At 64.2% G+C, this 19,218-nt stretch carries 15 protein-coding genes; 6 read left to right on the top strand and 9 right to left on the bottom strand.

The genetic code is table 11. From position 1 onward, the window contains the following. The first annotated feature begins 18 nt into the window (after window positions 1–18). The 5 genes from ACSQ22_RS10780 (at window position 19) to ACSQ22_RS10760 (ending at window position 6,240) form a co-directional block, all read left to right on the top strand. On the top strand, window positions 19–1,194 hold the full coding sequence (locus ACSQ22_RS10780) for an acyl-CoA dehydrogenase family protein (RefSeq protein WP_436130286.1): 1,176 nt from the start codon (window positions 19–21) through the stop codon (window positions 1,192–1,194). Window positions 1,195–1,386: 192 nt separating this feature from the next. Next, a complete protein-coding gene (locus ACSQ22_RS10775; protein WP_436130285.1) occupies window positions 1,387–2,199 on the top strand; it encodes an enoyl-CoA hydratase/isomerase family protein in 813 nt (270 codons plus the stop codon). Next, window positions 2,196–4,136 carry a biotin carboxylase N-terminal domain-containing protein gene (locus ACSQ22_RS10770; RefSeq protein ID WP_436130284.1) on the top strand — a complete coding sequence of 647 codons (1,941 nt, stop codon included), beginning with the start codon at window positions 2,196–2,198 and terminating at the stop codon, window positions 4,134–4,136. Before ACSQ22_RS10775 ends, ACSQ22_RS10770 begins: the two co-directional genes overlap by 4 nt. Continuing rightward, entirely contained in the window at window positions 4,133–5,305 is a 1,173-nt protein-coding gene (locus ACSQ22_RS10765) for an acyl-CoA dehydrogenase family protein (RefSeq protein ID WP_436130283.1), read from the top strand. The genes ACSQ22_RS10770 and ACSQ22_RS10765 overlap by 4 nt, the downstream gene beginning before the upstream one ends. Before the next feature lie 14 nt (window positions 5,306–5,319). Beyond that, window positions 5,320–6,240 (top strand): 3-keto-5-aminohexanoate cleavage protein, encoded by a 921-nt coding sequence (locus ACSQ22_RS10760; RefSeq protein ID WP_436130282.1) that lies wholly within the window; start codon window positions 5,320–5,322, stop codon window positions 6,238–6,240. Window positions 6,241–6,901: 661 nt separating this feature from the next. On the opposite strand, the gene ACSQ22_RS10755 is transcribed toward ACSQ22_RS10760, so the two are convergent. From ACSQ22_RS10755 to ACSQ22_RS10745, 3 genes are all read right to left on the bottom strand, one after another. Beyond that, entirely contained in the window at window positions 6,902–7,765 is an 864-nt protein-coding gene (locus ACSQ22_RS10755; protein WP_436130281.1) for a DUF4747 family protein, read from the bottom strand. Between the two features lie 170 nt (window positions 7,766–7,935). Beyond that, entirely contained in the window at window positions 7,936–10,107 is a 2,172-nt protein-coding gene (locus ACSQ22_RS10750) for a 3-hydroxyacyl-CoA dehydrogenase NAD-binding domain-containing protein (RefSeq protein WP_436130280.1), read from the bottom strand. Between the two features lie 23 nt (window positions 10,108–10,130). After that, window positions 10,131–11,336 (bottom strand): acetyl-CoA C-acetyltransferase, encoded by a 1,206-nt coding sequence (locus ACSQ22_RS10745; RefSeq protein WP_436130279.1) that lies wholly within the window; start codon window positions 11,334–11,336, stop codon window positions 10,131–10,133. A gap of 145 nt (window positions 11,337–11,481) precedes the next feature. On the opposite strand from ACSQ22_RS10745, the gene ACSQ22_RS10740 reads away from it, so the two are divergent. Continuing rightward, the gene (locus ACSQ22_RS10740) at window positions 11,482–11,784 is read left to right on the top strand and encodes a hypothetical protein (protein WP_225581100.1); all 303 of its coding nucleotides are present in this window, start codon (window positions 11,482–11,484) and stop codon (window positions 11,782–11,784) included. Window positions 11,785–11,856: 72 nt separating this feature from the next. Here the strand turns inward: ACSQ22_RS10740 and ACSQ22_RS10735 are convergent, their stop codons facing one another. The 6 genes from ACSQ22_RS10735 to ACSQ22_RS10710 form a co-directional block, all read right to left on the bottom strand. Beyond that, the gene (locus ACSQ22_RS10735) at window positions 11,857–13,020 is read right to left on the bottom strand and encodes an acyl-CoA dehydrogenase family protein (protein WP_436130278.1); all 1,164 of its coding nucleotides are present in this window, start codon (window positions 13,018–13,020) and stop codon (window positions 11,857–11,859) included. A 127-nt stretch (window positions 13,021–13,147) separates the two neighbouring features. Next, window positions 13,148–14,314: an ABC transporter substrate-binding protein gene (locus ACSQ22_RS10730; RefSeq protein ID WP_056059375.1), complete on the bottom strand. Its 1,167-nt coding sequence runs from the start codon at window positions 14,312–14,314 to the stop codon at window positions 13,148–13,150. Between the two features lie 119 nt (window positions 14,315–14,433). Beyond that, a complete protein-coding gene (locus ACSQ22_RS10725) occupies window positions 14,434–16,290 on the bottom strand; it encodes an AMP-dependent synthetase/ligase (protein ID WP_436130277.1) in 1,857 nt (618 codons plus the stop codon). 6 nt (window positions 16,291–16,296) lie between these two features. Continuing rightward, window positions 16,297–17,118: an ABC transporter ATP-binding protein gene (locus ACSQ22_RS10720; protein ID WP_099731262.1), complete on the bottom strand. Its 822-nt coding sequence runs from the start codon at window positions 17,116–17,118 to the stop codon at window positions 16,297–16,299. After that, window positions 17,115–17,954: an ABC transporter ATP-binding protein gene (locus tag ACSQ22_RS10715; RefSeq protein WP_121507582.1), complete on the bottom strand. Its 840-nt coding sequence runs from the start codon at window positions 17,952–17,954 to the stop codon at window positions 17,115–17,117. Before ACSQ22_RS10715 ends, ACSQ22_RS10720 begins: the two co-directional genes overlap by 4 nt. A gap of 186 nt (window positions 17,955–18,140) precedes the next feature. Continuing rightward, a complete protein-coding gene (locus ACSQ22_RS10710; RefSeq protein WP_055393742.1) occupies window positions 18,141–19,217 on the bottom strand; it encodes a branched-chain amino acid ABC transporter permease in 1,077 nt (358 codons plus the stop codon). Window position 19,218 lies beyond the last annotated feature (1 nt).

The raw sequence follows: 19,218 nt of genomic DNA, 5'->3' as shown, positions 1-19,218 counted from the left end.
CAGCAGGAGACAAGCACCATGCAGTTCACACACGAGCACCGCGAGATCCAGAAAACCCTCAAGCGCTTCATCGACGAAGAGATCAACCCCCATGTGGACGAGTGGGAGGCGGCCGAGATCTTCCCCGCGCACGAGGTCTTCAAGAAGATGGGCAACCTGGGCCTGCTGGGCCTGTGCAAACCCGAGGAATACGGCGGCCAGGGGCTGGACTACTCGTACAGCCTGGCCATGGCCGAGGCGCTGGGCCACATCCACTGCGGCGGCGTTCCCATGGCCATTGGCGTGCAGACCGACATGTGCACCCCGGCGCTGGCGCGCTACGGCAGCGAAGAGCTCAAGCGCAACTTTCTGGCCCCTGCGATTGCGGGCGACATGGTGGGCTGCATCGGCGTGAGCGAGCCTGCGGCGGGCAGCGATGTGTCCGGCATCAAGAGTGTGGCGCGCAAGGATGGTGATGACTACGTGATCACCGGCCAGAAGATGTGGATCACCAACAGCCTACAGGCCGACTGGATGTGCATGCTGGTGAACACGGGCGAAGGGCCTGTGCACAAGAACAAGAGCCTGGTGATGGTGCCCATGCGGGATGGCCCGGGCGGCAAGCTCACCAAGGGCATCGAGGTGGCGCAAAAGATTCGCAAGATCGGCATGCACAGCAGCGACACGGGCTTGATCTACTTTGACGAGGTGCGCGTGCCGCAGCGCTACCGCATCGGTGCCGAAGGGCAGGGCTTCATCTACCAGATGCAGCAGTTCCAGGAAGAGCGCCTGTGGTGCGCCGCCAGCACGCTCGAATCGCTGAACCACTGCATCCAGTGGACCATCGACTACGCACAGGAGCGCAAGTTGTTTGGCAGTACGCTGGCCGACCAGCAGTGGGTGCAGTTCAAGCTGGCCGAACTCAAGACCGAGGTCGAAGCGCTGCGCGCACTCACCTACCGAGCCTGCGACCTGTACGTGAACGGGCAGGACGTGCTGGAGCTGGCCAGTATGGCCAAGCTCAAGGCCGGCCGCCTGAACCGCGAGGTGCCCGACATGTGCCTGCAGTTCTGGGGCGGTATGGGCTTCACGCTGGAGAACAAGGTCTCGCGCATGTACCGCGACGGGCGGCTGGCGTCGATTGGCGGAGGCGCAGATGAAGTGATGCTCGGCATCCTCGCCAAGCTGATGGGCATTGCGAAGCGGCCCGTATGAGGGGAAGCAGTTTGCCCTGCAATGAGCAGCGCGCGCGGTCTTCTGGCCCCTCTCCCCTCGCGGGAGAGGGGTTGGGGAGAGGGGCATGCGCCAGCGCTGCGCCCCAGTCCGGCGCCCCCTCTCCCCAGCCCTCTCCCGCAAGGGGCGAGGGAGTGAATACCGCCTGCTGCGTGCGTGCAACGAATCACTGAAATGACCCTTACACCTTTGCTCATCGACCGCGTGCCGCTGCCCAGCGGCAGCGTCGAAACCTGGACGCTCAACGACCCCGCCAGCCGCAATGCGTTGTCGGAGGCGATGGTGGACGCACTGCTGGCCGCGTGCGAGCGCGCCGCTGCAGATGCCGACCTGCGCGGCGTGGTGCTGCGCGGCGCGGGAGGTCACTTCTGCGCAGGTGGCAGCCTGGGCGGCTTTGCCAAGACCATTGGCCAGTCCCTGGCTGCAGGCGAAGCCGATCCGCTGGTACCGCTGAACCGCCGATTCGGCACGCTGCTGCAGGCCCTGTGCGCGCTGCCGCAGTGGCTCATCGTGGCGGTGGAAGGGGCGGCCATGGGTGGCGGCTTTGGTCTGGTGTGCTGCGCCGACCAGGTGTTGGCCCACACCAGCGCGCAGTTCGCCACGCCCGAGGTCACGCTGGGCATCGTGCCTGCGCAGATCGCGCCCTTTGTGGTGCGGCGCCTTGGCCCGTCTGCTGCGCGGCGGTGTTTGCTGACCGGCGAGCGCTGGGATGCCGCTGCCGCCCAGCGCTTGGGCCTGGTCGATGACCTGGTGGAGGGCGACATGAATGCCGCTTTGCAGGCCGCCATTGCACGCCACGCTGCCGCAGCGCCGCAGGCAGTGGCCGCCACCAAACGTTTGTTGCTGGCACAGCCCGAGACGGCGTTGCCCGCGCTGCTCGATGACGCCGCCCTCGCCTTTGCGCAAGCGCTGCGTGGCCCCGAGGCGCCGCAAGGGCTGGCAGCGTTTGCTGCGCGCAAGGCGCCGCCGTGGAGTGCGAACTCATGAAGAAAATCCTCATAGCCAATCGATCAGAGATCGCACGCCGCATCATCCACACCGCCCGCCGCATGGGCATCGAAACGGTCGTGGTCTATTCCGACCCCGATGCCAACGCCCTGCATGTGCGCGAAGCCACCCAGGCCATCGCGCTGGGCGGCGCAGCCAGCGCGGATACCTACCTGCGCACCGACAAGCTGCTGGCCGCTGCCCGTGCCACCGGCGCCGATGCCGTGCACCCCGGCTATGGCTTCCTCAGCGAGAACGCCGACTTCGCCCAGGCCGTGGTCGATGCTGGCCTGACGTGGATCGGCCCGCCGCCCGGCGCCATCCGCGCGCTGGGCAGCAAGGCCGGGGCCAAGGCGTTGGCCCAGACGCAGGGCGTGCCCTGCCTGCCCGGCTATGCGGGCGACGACCAGAGCGACGAGCGCTTTGCCGCCGAGGCTGCGCGCATCGGCACGCCCCTAATGGTCAAGGCCGTGGCGGGTGGGGGAGGGCGCGGCATGCGCCTGGTCACCGACCTGGCGCAGTTGCCTGCCGCGCTGGACAGTGCCCGGTCGGAGGCTCTGGCGGGCTTTGGCTGTGGCGACCTGCTCATCGAGCGCGCGCTGCTGCAGCCCCGCCATGTGGAGGTGCAAATCTTTGCCGACGCTCACGGCGCGTGCATCCACCTGGGCGAGCGCGATTGCTCGGTACAGCGCCGCCACCAGAAGATCATCGAAGAGGCCCCCAGCCCAGCCGTGGACGCAGCATTGCGCGAGCGCATGGGCGCCTGCGCCGTAGCGCTGGCGCAGGCTGCGGGCTATGTGGGCGCGGGCACGGTGGAGTTTCTTCTCAATGGCAGTGATTTCTACCTGATGGAGATGAACACCCGCCTGCAGGTGGAGCACCCGGTGACCGAAGCGCTCACGGGGCTGGACCTGGTGGAGTGGCAGATCCGCGTGGCGCGGGGTGAGCCGCTGCCGCTCACGCAAGATCAGGTGCATCTGCAAGGCCACGCCATCGAGGTGCGCCTGTGCGCCGAAGACGCGCACTTCCGCCCCCATACCGGTCGTGTACTGCAGTTCAGCGCACCACCGGCCGCCGCCTTTGAGCGGGCTGCGCCGGGCGCGCTGCGCTTTGACCATGCGCTGGAGGAGGGGGCAGAGGTCACGCCTCACTACGACGCCATGCTGGGCAAGCTCATCGTGCACGCTCCCACGCGGGCCGAGGCCATTGCCGCGCTGGTGCGTGCGCTGCACAGCACCCGCGTGTTGGGCCTGCCCACCAACCGCGCGTTTCTGGCGGCGTGCCTGCAGCACCCGGTGTTTTCCAGTGGGCAGGCGCTGGTGCCGTTCTTGGCAGAGCACGCTGCTAGCTTGCAAGATTTGCTATTGAAAAAGGAGCTATCAGCGCTTATGCAACCAGCGCTAGAGGCCATTTTTGCTTTAAATCCTGCGTCAGATCTGCCTTGTTCCATGGCCCGGCCTTTGCGCCTGCGCCACCAGGGCCAGGTGCACTCCGTCGCCGTGCGCGAGCTAGGCAGTGGGCGGCTGCAGGTTGAGCAGGCCGGGGCTGAGCCCACCAGCATCACGCTGCAGCTGCCCCATCGCGGTGTGCATTACGCTGCCGTGGGGCCGTTGCGCTGGCACTGGCAAACCGACGGCGTGGACGGGTGGGTAGAAGACGCATCGTGGGAGTCCGCCACACGCGCAGGCGCCGCTGGTGGCGCCACCGAGTTGCGCGCCCCCTTCAACGGAAAGGTGGTTGCGCTGCCCGTTGCCGCAGGCCAGGCGCTGGCGGCCGGCGATACGGTGGTGGTCATCGAATCCATGAAGCTAGAACACAGCCTGTCCAGCCCCGCAGCCGCCACCGTGGCCGAGCTGCTGGTGGCCCCCGGCCAGCAGGTGTCGCCCGGCCAGGTGCTGGCCCGATTTGCACCCGCCACGCAAGGAGCGCCCGCATGACCGCCACATCCGACGCAACCCCTGTGAGCGACGAAGACCGCACCGCCCTCACCGACACCGTCACCCGCTTTGCCCGCACCGAGATCGCGCCGCATGTGGACGCGTGGGATGCCGCCGGTGAATTCCCCCGCAGCCTGTACCGCCGCGCGGCCGACCTGGGCCTGCTGGGCCTGGGCTACCCCGAGCCGTACGGCGGCACGCCTGCCAGCTACGCCTTGCGCCTGCCGCTGTGGCGCGCGCTCAGCCGCCACGGTGCCAGCGGCGGTGTGCTGGCCAGCCTGCTGTCGCACAACATCGGCCTGCCGCCCGTGTTGGCCCATGGCAGCGATGCTGTGCGTGCTGAGGTCATTCCACCGGTGCTGGCGGGTGAGGAGATTGCCGCACTGGCCATCACCGAGCCCGGTGGCGGGTCTGACGTGGCCCAGCTCAAGACCACCGCGCAGCGCGAGGGGGATGAGTACATCGTCAACGGCGAAAAGGTGTTCATCACCTCCGGCATGCGCGCGGACTGGATCACGGTGGCTGTGCGCACTGGCGACGCTGGCAGCAAGGGCAGCGGCGGCATATCGATGCTGCTCATCCCCGGCCACAGCGCAGGCCTGTCGCGCAGCAAGCTCGACAAGATGGGCTGGCTCTGCTCCGACACCGCCCATCTGCGCTTTGACAACGTGCGCGTGCCCGCCCGCTACCTGCTGGGCGAAGAGGGCGCGGGCTTTCGGATCATCATGGCCAACTTCAACGGCGAGCGTTTTGGCCTGGCCGCATCGGCCCTGGGCTTTGCAGAAGCCTGCTACGACGAGGCCCTGGCCTGGGCCCGCCAGCGCAAGACCTTTGGCGCCGCGCTGGTCGAGCACCAGGTCATCCGCCACAAGCTGGTGGACATGCAGATGCGCATCCAGTCCACCGCCGCGTGGTGCGAGTCCGTGGCCGCGCAGGCCGACGTGGGCCGCACCGGCCCTGAGTGGGTGGCGCAGGTGTGCCTGCTCAAGAACCACGCCACCCAAACCATGCAGTTCTGTGCCGACCAGGCCGTGCAGATATTGGGCGGCATGGGCTACATGCGCGGCACCGTCAGCGAGCGTATCTACCGCGAGGTCAAGGTCATGATGATCGGCGGCGGTGCAGAAGAAATCATGAAAGACCTGGCTGCACGCCAGCTAGGCATTTGAAGGAGACAGGCACCATGCACAGCACCGACCACAGCAACAAAGCCATCATCACCTGCGCCATCACCGGCGTGCTGACCGACCCCGGCCAGCACCACGTGCCCGTCACGCCCGAGCAACTGGCGAAAGAAGCCCGCCGCGCCTACGACGCAGGTGCCGCCGTGGTCCATGTGCACTTTCGCAACCAGGAGCCCGGCAAAGGCCACCTGCCCAGCTGGGACCCGCAGGTGGCGCGCGACTGCGTGCAAGCCATGCGCGAGGCCTGCCCGGGTTTGATCATCAACCAGACCACCGGCGTGGTGGGCCCCAATTACCAGGGCCCGCTCGATTGCCTGCGCGCCACCCGCCCCGAGATGGCCGCGTGCAATGCCGGCTCGCTCAACTACCTGAAGGTGCGCAGCAACGGCACCTGGGCCTGGCCGCCCATGCTGTTCGACAACCAGCCCGCCAAGGTCAAGGACTTCATCGACGTGATGCTGGAAACCGGCACGCTGCCCGAGTTCGAATGCTTCGACGTGGGCATCGTGCGCTGCGTGGAGATGTATGTGCAGACCGGCATGTACACCGAGCGCCTGCCCGAATACAACTTTGTGATGGGCGTCGAGTCCGGCATGCCTGCGGACCCGGACCTGCTGCCCATCCTGCTCAAGCTGAAAATCAAGGACGCCCCCTGGCAAGCCACCGTCATCGGCCGCAGCGAGATCTGGCCCGTGCACCAGCGCGTGGCCGAACTGGGCGGGCATCTGCGCACGGGGCTGGAGGACACGTTCTATCTGCCGGATGGGGCCAAGGCGGATTCGAACGGGCCGCTGATTGAACGGCTGGCGCAGTACGCGCGCAATGCGGGGCGGGAGGTTGCGTCGCCGCAGGAGGCGCGGGGGATGTTGGGGTTGCCTATTCGAGGCTCTGCGGGCCCACTCCTGTCAGTGGAGAGCTAAGGATAGTCACGCTTGGGAACAACTCCCAATCTATAAGCTATCGACGCTCCTGATCTATGCTTTGAACCAACCTTCGAAAACGCGCGTACATGTTCGCAATTCTGAAGACGTGCATAGTCGCGGCAATCACACAAGTCAGGGCGTACAAGAAGGCCCCGTAGCCTGCAAATCCTGCAAGTCCATTTAAGAGGGGAAGCCAGTTTCGGATGGGGTCTACGAGGGGGGTGTAAAACCACCAAGACTTGGCAATTACCGCCATAAGTAGCGCAATCGCCTGGACCAGAATGAAGTGAACAAACGAAGCACAAAGTTCAACATACATTGTTGGAAGGTTGCTAGCTTCATCGTCGTTCGTGGAAGACGGGTCTGCTAAAGCGCCTCGAAATTTCTCATCGCCGAAGCCAATAAATATAGCGAAACCACCAAGGGTAAAACCGAGGAGGTTAGGCAGCACAGAAAGGCTTTGGTCCCACCAAGCGACGCACGATCCTCCTGCTGGACACTGAGGTGCCCACCACGTATTCCAGGTCAGCGCGAGCACGAGCGCCGCCAGATGCAAGTATGGCGAGCAGAGTAAAGCGCCTAGGCCACCATAGGCCTTCCAATAAACCTTGAAAATTGAGCGAGCGCCGCTGTACATAGCCGTTGCATCCTAGATGCATCACTCATCTTTTGCACGTCGGAGAACATCCAATGCTGTTTCAATTGCGCTATTGACACGCATGTATAGACGCTTCGGCTTTTGGGCTGTTGTTCTTTCAATGGGGCGACCAAAGTCGTCGCGGCCGATCCCCTTGACATTTCCATTTCGCGCCGCCACTTCGGCTTCCGCGCGGAGTTGGTCATCGGGCTGCAATTCTTGGCCCCTGGCGGCCGCCAGAGTTTCCTGCCTGCTGCGGACATTCATCGCGGCCAAGCGTTCTTCGAACTTGGCTTCCAAATCTCCCGCATCGTCGGGGTTGGGACGCTTGAAAGAGAGCTCAATCCGATGAAGTCCGGGTATATCAAAAACTTCATCAAGTGCATCTTCGTCCGGTAAAGCAGTTACGGCTATTTCCGGGAACTGATGCTCGTTCGCCGTCTGTTCCAACAATGGTTGGAAAAACTTTTCCATTGCTCCAACAGAAAGAGCGTCTTTTTTGTCTTTTGCCACGAACCACAGTTGGTGCTCCCTCGGATAGAAGACGAATTGGATTCGTTGCATATGAGCGAGCAAGTGTTCAGGTATGGCAATTTGCTCAACCTCTTCGGGAGTAGCTTGTCTCCGCGTGCGCGTGTCAAACCAAGGCTCATTCGCGTCCACCTTGACGAAGCGATACACCTCGCCAGTGAATTCATTCGCCTCAACCGCGTCTCGGAGTCCTTGTAAGCGGCCAAGCATCAGGCCATGTATTTCTCCTTGTGAGTACAAACGCCGCGCTGCATGAGCCGCTCTGAAAAGATCTACGTAGCGCTGAGGAGAATGTGGTCGGTGCATTGCTACATTGAGCGCACTGATCGTTATTGTTCTAATTTGCTTAGCCACGCACTTGCCCTCCCGTTTGCGCAGTTTGGTCTGTTTTATTGCGACTAGCGTTCAGCTTGCGCCTCGGCTAGTTCTTTCACTCTATCAAAGTCCGTAGTTCTGTCACTTGATATTTGTCGTAGCTCCCGGGACTCCGGATAACAGAACTGCGCCGTGGGGGACGGTGTTCTTCAATGCGCTGACTTATGACGAGCGATTGCCGTTACTGCCTTTTCGTCCAGAACGAACCCCCGCCCATACTTCTTCGCCAGTGCATCCGCACGCTTCATGAACGCCTCAACACCCGTTCCATAAACGAACTGCATCGCCCCCCCCGTCCACGCCGGAAACCCAATCCCAAAAATCGACCCGATGTTCGCGTCATGCACGCTGGTCAGCACCCCTTCAGCCAGGCAGCGTGCGGTTTCGATGGCCTGGCGGTAGAGCAAGCGGTCCTGGATTTCCTGCACGCTCCATTCCACGCCAGGCTTTTCGAACAGAGGTTTCAGCTCTGGCCACAGGTGCTTCCTGGCGCCTGCGGGGTAGTCGTAAAAGCCGCCGCCACCGGCGCGGCCGGGGCGCTTCAGCTCCTTGACCATGCGCTCCACCAGCAGCTCGCCGGGTGTGGTGGTGTAGGTCTTGCCTTCGGCCGCGTAGTCGGCGCGGGTCTGGTCCAGCACGTGCACGCTCAGGGTCAGCGCGGTTTCGTCCAGCACGGCCAGCGGGCCCACGGGCAGGCCAGCTTGCATGGCGGCGTTTTCAATCGCAGCGGCGGGGATGCCTTCGCCCAGCATGGCGGCGCCTTCCATCACGAAGGTGCCGAAGGTGCGGCTGGTGTAGAAACCGCGTGAGTCGTTGACCACGATGGGCACCTTGCCCAGGGCCTGCACGTAGTCGAACGCGCGGGCCACGGTTTCGTCGTCCGTCTGTTTTCCGCGAATGATTTCCACCAGCTTCATCTTGTCCACGGGGCTGAAGAAGTGGATGCCGACAAACTTCTCGGGCCGGCTGCTGGCCGTGGCGAGGCTGCTGATGGGCAGGGTGGAGGTGTTGCTGGCAAAGAAGCCGCCGGGTGCCAATTGCGGCTCGGCCTCTTGCGTGACTTTGGCTTTCAGGTCACGGCTTTCATAAACCGCTTCGATGATGAGGTCACAGCCCGCCAGGTCAGCCGTGCTGGCGGTGGGCGTGATGCGGGCCAGCAGCGCCTGCTGCGCCTCGGCCGTCATGCGTCCCTTGTCCACGCGGGCCTGGGTGAGCTTGGCGCTGTAGGCCTTGCCGGCCTCGGCCTTCTCTGCGCTCACGTCCTTGAGCACGGTGGCGATGCCCCGGCTGGCCTGGGCCCAGGCGATGCCCGCGCCCATCATGCCGGCGCCCAGGATGCCGACCTTTTGTGGCTTGTAGCGTGGGGCTGAGCCTGGGCGCGACTTGCCGCTCTTGATCGCGTTCATGTCAAAGAAGAACGTGTTGATCATGTTGCGCGCCACGGGGCCGGTCATCAGGCGGGCGAGGTAGCGGCTTTCGATGCGCAGGGCAGTGTCGTAGTCCACCATCGCGCCTTCGACCATGGCGGCCAGCGCCGCCTCGGGCGCGGGGTAGCGGCCGCGCGTGGTCTTCTTGAGCATGGCGGGCGCTACCGTCAGCGCGCCTGCAATCTTGGGGTTGGCGGGCGTGCCGCCGGGCATCTTGTAGTTCTTGTCGTCCCACGGTTGCACGGCGTGCGGGTGGGTGGCGATGTGGGCCAGCGCGGCGGGCAGCAGCTGATCGCGCGTGGCCACCAGCTCGTGCACCAGTTGCAGCTCCAGCGCCTCGGCGGGGTTGAAGAGCTTGCCTTCCAGGATGTAGGGCTGTGCGCCCATCAGGCCCAGCAGGCGCGTCATCTTGGTCACGCCGGTGGCGCCGGGCATCAGGCCCAGCGTGACCTCGGGCAGGCCGAACTGGATCTTGGCATCGGCCACGGCGATGCGGTAGTGGGCGATCAGGGCCACCTCCCAGCCGCCGCCCAGTGCTGCGCCGTTGAGGCAGGCCACCACGGGGATGCCCAGCGTTTCGAGCGTGCGAAAGTGCTTCTTCATGCGCTCGATCTCGCCAAACGCGTTGGGCGCATCGGCGGGTGTGAGGCGCATGGTGGCCTTGAGGTCGGCACCGGCAAAGAAGCTGGTCTTGGCCGATGCCAGCACGATGCCTTTGAGCGCAGTGCCCAGGCGTTCGCGGTCGCCCAGCACCTGGGCCGTGACCTCGCCCAGCTCTTGCTGCCACTGGCGGCACATGGTGTTGACGGGGGAGTTGGTTTCGTCAAACGTGATGACGGCGACCTGGCCTTCGGTGCCCTGGGCGGGGATGAGTTCGTAGCGGATGGTTTGCATGTTGTTGTCTCCTTCCCAGTCAATCAGATTCGCTCGACGATGGTGGCAATGCCCATGCCGCCGCCCACGCACAGCGTGGCCAGGCCATAGCGCTGGCCCCGGCGGTGCAGTTCGTCAATCAGGGTGCCGAGGATCATGGCGCCTGTGGCGCCCAGCGGGTGGCCCATGGCGATGGCGCCGCCGTTCACGTTGACTTTGTCGTGCGGTACGCCCAGCTCGCGCATGAAGCGCATGGGCACGGCGGCGAAGGCCTCGTTCACTTCGAACAGGTCGATCTGGTCGATGGTCATGCCCGCACGGGCCAGCGCCTTTTTGGCAGCGGGCACGGGGCCGGTGAGCATGATGGTGGGGTCGGCCCCGCTGAGGGCCGTGGCCACAATGCGCGCGCGCGGCGTCAGGCCGTGGGCCTTGGCGGCGGCCTCGTTGCCGATGAGCACGGCGGCGGCGCCATCCACAATGCCCGACGAGTTGCCCGCGTGGTGAACGTGGTGGATACGCTCCACCTGCGGGTAGCGCTGCAGCGCCACGGCATCAAAGCCCATGCCACCCAGTTGCTCGAACGATGCCTTGAGCGCGCCCAGGCCCTCCAGCGTGGTCTTGGGCTTGATGAATTCGTCTTCCGCCAGGATGGTCTGACCGATGAAGTCGCGCACGGGCACGACCGAATTCTTGAAGTAGCCCGCGGCACGCGCGACGGTGGCGCGGCGCTGCGATTCGAGTGCGAAGGCGTCCACGTCGGCACGGGTGTAGCCGTCCAACGTGGCGATCAGGTCGGCGCCGATGCCTTGGGGCACGAACAGCGTGGCGGAGTTGGTGGCGGGGTCTTGCGCCCAGGCGCCACCGTCGGAGCCAATGGGCACGCGGCTCATGCTCTCCACGCCACCCGCCACCACCAGGTCCTCCCAGCCGCTGCGCACCTTTTGCGCGGCCATATTCACGGCTTCGAGGCCCGACGCGCAAAAGCGGTTCACCTGCACGCCCGCACAGCGAAAGTCCCACCCGGCCTTGAGCGCGGCCACCTTGGGCAGCACCGAGCCCTGCTCGCCCACGGGCGAGACGATGCCCATGACCACATCGTCCACCGCCGCCGTGTCAAAGCGGTGGCGCGCTTGCAGCTCGGTCAGCAGGCCTGCGAGCAGGTCAATGGGCTTGACCTCGTGCAGGGTGCCGTCCTTCTTGCCCTTGCCGCGCGGGGTGCGCAGCGCGTCGAATACATAGGCTTCGGTCATGAATGGTCTCCGGTGGTTTCTCTAAACTTCAAGCAGTGCGGCGATAAAGCAGCTGGGCTGGCTCACGCCACTACAAGGTGCTTTCTGACGCGGGTGCAGTGGTTTTTGCACTATCTTTCGGCGGTTGCTATCTACATTTCTGGCTATGGAACGAAATACATCCCCTGCATTGCAGCGCATTGCTCGCAGCGCCATCGAATACGACGACACGCGCGAAGGGTTTGCGCTGGAGCACCATGTGGTTCTCGCCGCATCCAGCGCGCTGGCGGTGGCGGCCTTCATGGCGCCCAGCCGCAGCTCGGCGGCCATACGCGGCATTGGCGCAGGCTTGCTGCTGATGCGCGCGCTGAGCGGCAGCCAGGGTGTGCGCTCCTGGCTGAATGTCACCGACCGCCGCCCCGGTGCGCCGCTCAGCCCCGAAGAGGCCCGCGCCGCCTGGTATCTGTAGCGGCATTCGGCGCCCACTGGTACGTTGTGAAGGGCGTTGTGCACTGCGTTATTCACGGTGCGGTGCATTCCGTTATTTGCCCAGGCCCATGGCCCGCGCAATCACTTCTTTCATGATCTCGTTGGTGCCGCCATAAATGCGCTGGACGCGTGCGTCGGCATAGGCGCGGGTGATGGGGTATTCCCACATGTAGCCATAGCCACCGAACAGCTGCACACATTCGTCCATCACCTTGCACTGCAGGTCGGTCGTCCAGTACTTGGCCATGCTGGCGGTTTCGGTATCGAGCTGATCGCGCACGATCAGCTCACAGCATTTGTCCACGAACACGCGGGCCACCTGCACCTGCGTTTGAAGCTCGGCCAGGGTGTGGCGGGTGTTTTGAAATGACGCCACGCTCTGGCCAAAGACTTTGCGCTGCTTGACGTAGTCCAGCGTCCAGTCAATGGCGGCCTGGGCGGCGGCCACGGCGGTGATGGCGATCTGCAGGCGCTCCCAGGGCAGCTGCTCCATCAGGCAGATGAAGCCGCGCCCTTCCATGGCGGGGCCGCCCAGCAGGTTGCCCACCGGCACCTGCACGTCGTTGAAGAACAGCTCGGACGTGTCCTGCGCCTTCATGCCCATCTTCTTGAGGCGCTGGCCTTTTTCAAAGCCGGGCATGCCGCGTTCCACCAATAACAGGCTGGTGCCCTTGGCGCCCGCAGCCGGGTCGGTCTTGGCGACCACGATCACCAGGTCGGCATGCCAGCCGTTGGTGATGAAGGTCTTGCTGCCGTTCAGCACGTAGTGTGATCCGTCCGCACTTTTGATGGCCGTGGTCTTGATGCCTTGCAGGTCGCTGCCCGCAGCCGGCTCGCTCATGGCGATGGCGCCCACCAAGGCGCCGCTGGCCATCTGCGGCAGGTACTTCTGTTTCTGGGCTTCAGTGCCGTAGTGCAGGATGTACGGCGCCACGATCTCGCTGTGCAGACCAAAGCCGATGCCCGTGGTGCCTGCACGCGCCAGCTCTTCCATCTGCGCCACCGAGTACAGCTTGTCGGCCCCGGCGCCGCCGTACTCCTCGGGCAGGCTCATGCACAGAAAGCCGTTGGCGCCCGCCTGGCTCCACACCTCGCGCGCCACATAGCCCTGGTCTTCCCAGGCGGCGTGGTGGGGCGTCACTTCGTTGTCGATGAAGCGGCGAAAGCTGTCGGCAAAGGCCTGGTGGTCGGGCTGGAAGAGGGTGCGTTCGATCATGGTGGGGCTACCAGGTTATTTATGCAAAGTTACTGCTTGGTTAAATTCTGCCACCGACTGAGTCCGGATGCACCCCCTGAAACGCAAAAGCCGCCCGAAGGCGGCTTGAAGGAGGCGGGTCAGGCGCTCATGGCTTGACGTAGTCGGAGACCACCTTCCACTTGCCATCGGTGATCTGCGACAGGCGAGAAAGATCGCTGCCCAGGCGCTTTTGTGGGCCAAAGGTGCCCTCGGCGCTGCCGAACATGTCGGGCGGAATCACCATGGTGTCCATGGCCTTGATGAAGCTGTCGGTGCTCAGGTTGGGACCTGCCTTCTGGGCCGCCTTGATGAAGGCGTCGATGGCGTTGTAGCCGTAGACCGAGAACACGGTGGGGTCTTCGTTGAACTTGGTCTTGTACTTGTTGGCCCAGAAGCGGATGGGCTGGCTGGCTTCATCCAGGTAGGGGTGTTGCACCGTCATGGTGGCGTACAGCCCGTCCATGGGCTTGCCGCCCAGCTTGTGGATGAGGTCGGTGTAGGCGGCGCTGGAGCCCAGGAAGGTAGGGTTGAAGCCCGTCTTGCGCGCCTCGCCAATCGTGCCGATGGTCTCGCGGATGATGGTGCCCAGGATCACGAAGTCGCATTCGGACGACTTCATCTTGGCGACCTGTGAAGAGAAGTCGGTGGCGCCGCGCTTGTACGAGGTCTTCTCGGTGAAGTCCATGCCCATGGACTTGAGTGCCGCCTCGCCCCCGCGCATCACCTCCAGGCCAAATTCATCGTCCTGGTAGATGGTGCAGATCTTCTTGGCGCCCTTTTCCTTGATGAGCTTGGGGGCTGCCAGGCGGATCTGGTCATAGTAAGTGGCGGCAAACGAATACTTGAGCTTGTGGAAGGGCTCGTACATTTCCCGCGCGGCCGTCACCGGGAAGAAGTTGATCACGTTCTTGCTGAACTGCACGGGCATGGCGGCCAGGTTTTGCGCCGTGCCGATGTGCGCCACCATCATGAAGATCTTGTCCTGGTTGACCAGCTTCTGCGCGGCCAGCACGGCTTTCTTGGGGTCGTAGCCCGAGTCCTCCACCTTCAGGTCCAGCTTGCGGCCATTGACGCCGCCTTGCTCGTTGGCCTCGTCCACGCGCAGCATCATGCCCAGCCGCACCTGCTTGCCAAAGCCCGCCAGCGGGCCGGACAGATCCTGGATGGAACCCAGCGTGATGGTGTCCTTGCTCACGCCCTGGCTGGGCTGGGCCTGTGCAGCACCTCCGGCCATGGCCACGATGGCCAGCGCGGCAATGTGATGAAACTTCATGGCACGTCTCCTTTGGTTGGATCGAACTCGGTTGCTCGTTATAGAACGATGCCCGGGGTGGGGCACCAGCACTTTCCCTATCCTGATGGGCGTGGCCTGTGGTTGCGTGACGTGCGCACCTACCGGTACATCGCCTCAATCTGGGGGGCGTACTTCTGCTGCACCAGCTTGCGCTTGAGCTTCATGGTGGGTGTCAGCTCTTCATCCTCGGCCGTGAGCTGGGTGTCGAGCAGGAAGAACTTCTTGATCTGCTCCACGCGGGCGAACTTGGCGTTCACGCGGTCGATTTCGCCCTGGATCAGCTCTTGCACCTCGCGCGTGCGGGTCAGGCTGGCGTAGTTGGAGAACGGCACGTCGTTGTCCTGTGCGTACTTTTCCACGTTCTCCTGGTCGATCATGATGATCACCGTGAGGTAGGGCAGCTTGTCGCCAATCACCACCGCGTCGGTGATGTAGGGGCTGAACTTGAGTTCGTTCTCCAGCTCGCTCGGCGTGATGTTCTTGCCGCCCGCCGTGATGATGATGTCCTTCATGCGGTCGGTGATGCGAAGGTAGCCATCGGCGTCGATCAGGCCCACATCCCCCGTGTGCAGCCAACCTTCGGGGTCGATGGTTTCGGCGGTTTTCTCGGGCTGGTTGAGGTAGCCCTTGAACACATTGGGGCCACGCACCAGGATTTCGCCCGTGGCGGGGTCGATGCGCACCTCGTTGTAGCTGGCCGCCGGGCCGATGGAGCCCGGTTTGATGCGGCTGGCCGGCACACCGGTGGAGGCGCCGCAGGTCTCGGTCATGCCCCACACCTCCAGCATGGGCACACCCAGCGCCAGGTACCACTTCACCAGATCGGGCGAAATGGGCGCTGCGCCTGTGACCAGAAAGCGCGCACGGTGGATGCCGATGAGCTTGCGCACATTGTTGAGCGCCAGAAAGCGCGCCAGCATGAACTGCGCCTTCAGCAAACCGCCCACCGGCTGTCCGGCCAGCACCCGATCTGCGATGCGGGTGCCCACGCCAATCGACCAGGCATAGGCCGCCTGCTGCATGCGCGTGGATTCCTTGAGCGCGATCATCACGCCCGAATAGAACTTCTCCCACACCCGGGGTACGGCGGTGAACACCGTGGGCGCGATCTCTCGCACGTTCTCGGGCACGGTGTCGGGGTTCTCGACAAAGTTCAGGCGCGCGCCGGTGTAGAGCGAGAAGTATTCGCCGCCCATGCGTTCGGCAATGTGGCACAGAGGCAGGAAACACATGGTCTCGTCCGCCTCGCTGCGCGAGATCAGCGTGTTGTAGCCGCGCACGGTGTAGGTGAGCGCGGCGTGTGTGTGCATGGCGCCCTTGGGCTTGCCGGTGGTGCCCGAGGTGTACACCAGAATGGCCAAGTCTTCGGGTCGGCAGGCCTTGACGCGCTGCATCAGCGCGTCGGGGTGTTGTGTATTCCAGGCCCTGCCCAGCTCGCGCAGGCCCGCAAGGCTCAGCACATCGGGGTCGTTCAGGCTGCGCAGGCCTTCCATGTCGAACACCACCACCTTGCGCAGCAGGGGCAGGCTGCTGCGCACTTCCAGGGCTTTGTCGAGTTGTTCATCGTCTTCCACAAACAGCACGGTGGTGCGAGAGTCTTCGCTCAGGTAGTGCACCTGCGCCGCCGCATCAGTGGGGTAGATGCCGTTGGACACGCCGCCACAGCTGAGCACAGCAAGATCGGCCAGCACCCATTCTATGTTGGTGTTGGACAGGATGGAGGCGCATTCGCCCGGCGCAAAACCCAGCGACATCAACCCGCCCGCGATCTCGCGCACGGCTTGGGCCGTCTGGTCCCACGTCCAGCTCTTCCAGATGCCCAGCTCTTTTTGCCGCATCCACACGCGCGGGCCGCGCTCGGCCACGGCGTTCCAGAACATGGCGGCGATGGTGTCGCCTGCGAGCACGTCGGTGCCTGCGGGCTGGATGTGATCTAGGTCCCAGAGGTTAGACATTTGCGCTTATCTCCAGGTCTTCTTTTTCTTCCAGCGCCGCTCTCCGCGCACGCCGACATCTTTCATCCCAAGGTAGAACTCCTTGATGTCGTCCTTCTCGCGCAGGCGCTCGCAGCTGTCTTCCATCACGATGCGGCCGTTCTCCAGCACATAGCCGTAGTCCGATGCGTTGAGCGCCATGTTGGCGTTCTGCTCGACCAGCAGGATGGTGGTGCCGCGCTCACGGTTGATGCGCACCACGATCTCGAAGATCTCCTTGGTGAGCTTGGGGGACAGGCCCAGGCTGGGCTCGTCGAGCAGGATGAGTTCGGGGTTGGCCATGAGCGCACGCGAGATCGCGAGCATCTGCTGCTGCCCTCCCGACAGCAGGCCCGCGTCCTGCGCGGCGCGCTCCTTCAGGATGGGGAAGTAGCCATACACCGTTTCGATATCCCGAGCCACGGCGTCGGCATCGCTGCGCGTGTAGGCGCCCATGAGCAGGTTGTCGCGCACCGAGAGCAGCGCAAACACCTCGCGCCCCTCGGGCACATGCATGAGGCCCCGGCGCACGATGGCGGCTGGGTCGTTGGCGGTGATGTCGGCGCCCTGGAATTCGATGGAGCCCTTGCGCGGGTCGATGATGCCGCTGATGGTCTTCAGGATGGTGGTCTTGCCCGCGCCGTTGCTGCCCAGCACGGCGGCGATCTCGCCGCGCCGCACCTGCAGGCTCACGCCGCGGATGGCCTTGATGGGGCCGTAGGCACTCTCCACGTTCTGCAGGCGCAGCAAGGGTTGGTCAGCAGCAGCTGCTGCTGCGGATGTGTTGACGGCGGCAAGTACGGCGTTCATGCCCGAACCCCCATTTTTGAACCCGCCGGACGCCGCAGGTTGCTCACGTCGTCGATGGTGCCCAGGTACGCCTCGATCACGCCGGGGTGCGATTGCACCTCGCGCGGCGTGCCCATTGCCACCACCTCGCCCTGGTTCATGGCCAGCACGCGGTCGGACACCTTGGAGACCAGCGACATGTCGTGCTCCACCATCAGCACGGTGATGCCCAGCTCGTGCTGGATGTCCTGGATCCAGAAGGCCATGTCGTCCGTCTCCTCCACGTTCAGGCCCGACGAGGGCTCGTCGAGCAGCAGCAACTGCGGCTCAGTGCACAGCGCACGTGCCAGCTCCACCACCTTGCGCACGCCGTAGGGCAGGCCGGCCACCATGGTGTCGCGGTAGTGCTGCAGGTCGAGAAAGTCGATGACCTGCTCGGCCTTCTCCCGGGCCTGAATTTCCCCTTCACGCACCTTGCGCGTGAAGAACATCTCGGCCCACAGGCTGCTGTGTTGTCGGGTGTGGCGGCCGATCAGCAGGTTGTGCAGCACACTCGCGTGCTCGAAGAGTTCGATGTTCTGGAAGGTGCGTGCAATGCCCAGGCCTGCCACCTTGTGCGGCGGCTGGTCGGTCAGTGGCAGCAGGGCCCCGCCCGGGCCCGCATAGGCGATGGTGCCGGTGGTGGGCGTATAGATGCGGCTGATGAGGTTGAACACCGTCGTCTTGCCCGCGCCGTTGGGGCCGATGAGGGTAAACACCTCGCCACGGCGCACGTCAAAGCTCACGTTGTTGACCGCGAGCACGCCGCCAAAGCGCACACTGAGGTTCTGGGCGCTGAGCAGGATTTCGTCAGTCATGGGTACAGCAATTGGGGTCATTTCACAGGTCCAGTGTGCTGAATGCCGTCCGCAGCCGTTGCGACTGGCGTGACCGAGGCCAGTGCCCCCGCGCAAGGGCCGCCCCGCCGCGCTGGGGGCGTGCCCCTCCCGAATCGCGCAGCGAATCGAGAGAGGGGGAAGGCGCGAAGCGACTCAGGGGGTGCTTCATTTCAATCGATCTGATTTCTGGAACGACTTCTGCCGCTTGAACAGGCCCTTGCGGTAGAACGGGAACATCTGCAGCCAGGTGCGTACCTTGAGCCAGCGGCCATACAGGCCCATGGGTTCGAACAGCACAAAGGCGATCAGCACCGCGCCGTACACCACAGCCTGCAGGCCCGGTGCCTGGCCGATGGCGGCGGGCAGCCAGTCCTTGCTGAGCGAAATCATCTGCGGCATGGTGATGAGGAAGATGGCGCCCAGGAACGCTCCATGCACCGATCCCAGCCCGCCGATCACGATCATGAGCAGCAGGTCGATGGACTGCAGGATGTTGAACTGGTCCGGCGAGATGAACTGCAGCTTGTGCGCGTACAACGCACCGCCGATGCCTGCAAGTGCAGCCGATATGGAGAACGACAGCGTCTTGTAGCGGGCCAGGTGGATGCCCATGCTCTGCGCGGAGATCTCTGAATCACGGATGGCGACAAACGCGCGGCCCGTGGGCGAGCGCAGCAGGTTCAGGATGGCCAGCGTGCTGACCACCGCAATCACAAGGCACAGAAAGTAGAACGACTCTGTGGTCTCGAACGAGTAGCCCGCGATTTGTGGCGGTACCAGGTGCTTGCCGGAGTTGCCGCCGGTCACAGACTCCCACCGCGCGAACACCTCTTCCACGATGAAGCCGAAGGACAGTGTGGCCATGCCCAGGTAGATGCCTTTGACGCGGAGTGCTGGCAGTCCCACCACCACGCCCACAGCGGCCGACAGCCCCGCCGCGCAGGCCAGCGACAGCGCAAACGGCCAGCCCATGCCAGTGAGCACCGCCTGCGTATATGCCCCCACGCCCAGAAACGCTGCATGCCCCAGCGAGAACAAGCCGGTGAAGCCCGCCAGCAGCATCAGCCCCAGGCCCACGATGGCGTAGATGAGCACAAAGGTGAGCTGTGCCAACCAGTATTCAGGCGCCACCCAGGGCGCGGCGACCAGGGCCAGGCACAGCAGGCTGTACCAGAACACATGCCCGCCATGCTTGGCGAGGCGAATGTCTTGCTCGTACGAGGTCTTGAAGAGAAAGCGCATG

The sequence above is a fragment of the Acidovorax sp. LjRoot38 genome (assembly GCF_964252975.1).
Classification (GTDB): Bacteria; Pseudomonadota; Gammaproteobacteria; order Burkholderiales; family Burkholderiaceae_C; genus Acidovorax; species Acidovorax facilis.
This window is presented reverse-complemented; position numbering and strand designations above follow the sequence as displayed.

What these genes read in the sequence shown, in the direction of transcription:
- ACSQ22_RS10740 (WP_225581100.1), top strand. Translation starts at nt 11,482, where the DNA reads ATGGAACGAAATACATCCCCTGCATTGCAGCGCATTGCTCGCAGCGCC.
- ACSQ22_RS10710 (WP_055393742.1), bottom strand. Translation starts at nt 19,217, where the DNA reads ATGCGCTTTCTCTTCAAGACCTCGTACGAGCAAGACATTCGCCTCGCC.
- ACSQ22_RS10770 (WP_436130284.1), top strand. Translation starts at nt 2,196, where the DNA reads ATGAAGAAAATCCTCATAGCCAATCGATCAGAGATCGCACGCCGCATC.
- ACSQ22_RS10760 (WP_436130282.1), top strand. Translation starts at nt 5,320, where the DNA reads ATGCACAGCACCGACCACAGCAACAAAGCCATCATCACCTGCGCCATC.
- ACSQ22_RS10775 (WP_436130285.1), top strand. Translation starts at nt 1,387, where the DNA reads ATGACCCTTACACCTTTGCTCATCGACCGCGTGCCGCTGCCCAGCGGC.
- ACSQ22_RS10715 (WP_121507582.1), bottom strand. Translation starts at nt 17,954, where the DNA reads ATGACTGACGAAATCCTGCTCAGCGCCCAGAACCTCAGTGTGCGCTTT.
- ACSQ22_RS10735 (WP_436130278.1), bottom strand. Translation starts at nt 13,020, where the DNA reads ATGATCGAACGCACCCTCTTCCAGCCCGACCACCAGGCCTTTGCCGAC.
- ACSQ22_RS10725 (WP_436130277.1), bottom strand. Translation starts at nt 16,290, where the DNA reads ATGTCTAACCTCTGGGACCTAGATCACATCCAGCCCGCAGGCACCGAC.
- ACSQ22_RS10750 (WP_436130280.1), bottom strand. Translation starts at nt 10,107, where the DNA reads ATGCAAACCATCCGCTACGAACTCATCCCCGCCCAGGGCACCGAAGGC.
- ACSQ22_RS10720 (WP_099731262.1), bottom strand. Translation starts at nt 17,118, where the DNA reads ATGAACGCCGTACTTGCCGCCGTCAACACATCCGCAGCAGCAGCTGCT.
- ACSQ22_RS10780 (WP_436130286.1), top strand. Translation starts at nt 19, where the DNA reads ATGCAGTTCACACACGAGCACCGCGAGATCCAGAAAACCCTCAAGCGC.
- ACSQ22_RS10765 (WP_436130283.1), top strand. Translation starts at nt 4,133, where the DNA reads ATGACCGCCACATCCGACGCAACCCCTGTGAGCGACGAAGACCGCACC.
- ACSQ22_RS10730 (WP_056059375.1), bottom strand. Translation starts at nt 14,314, where the DNA reads ATGAAGTTTCATCACATTGCCGCGCTGGCCATCGTGGCCATGGCCGGA.
- ACSQ22_RS10745 (WP_436130279.1), bottom strand. Translation starts at nt 11,336, where the DNA reads ATGACCGAAGCCTATGTATTCGACGCGCTGCGCACCCCGCGCGGCAAG.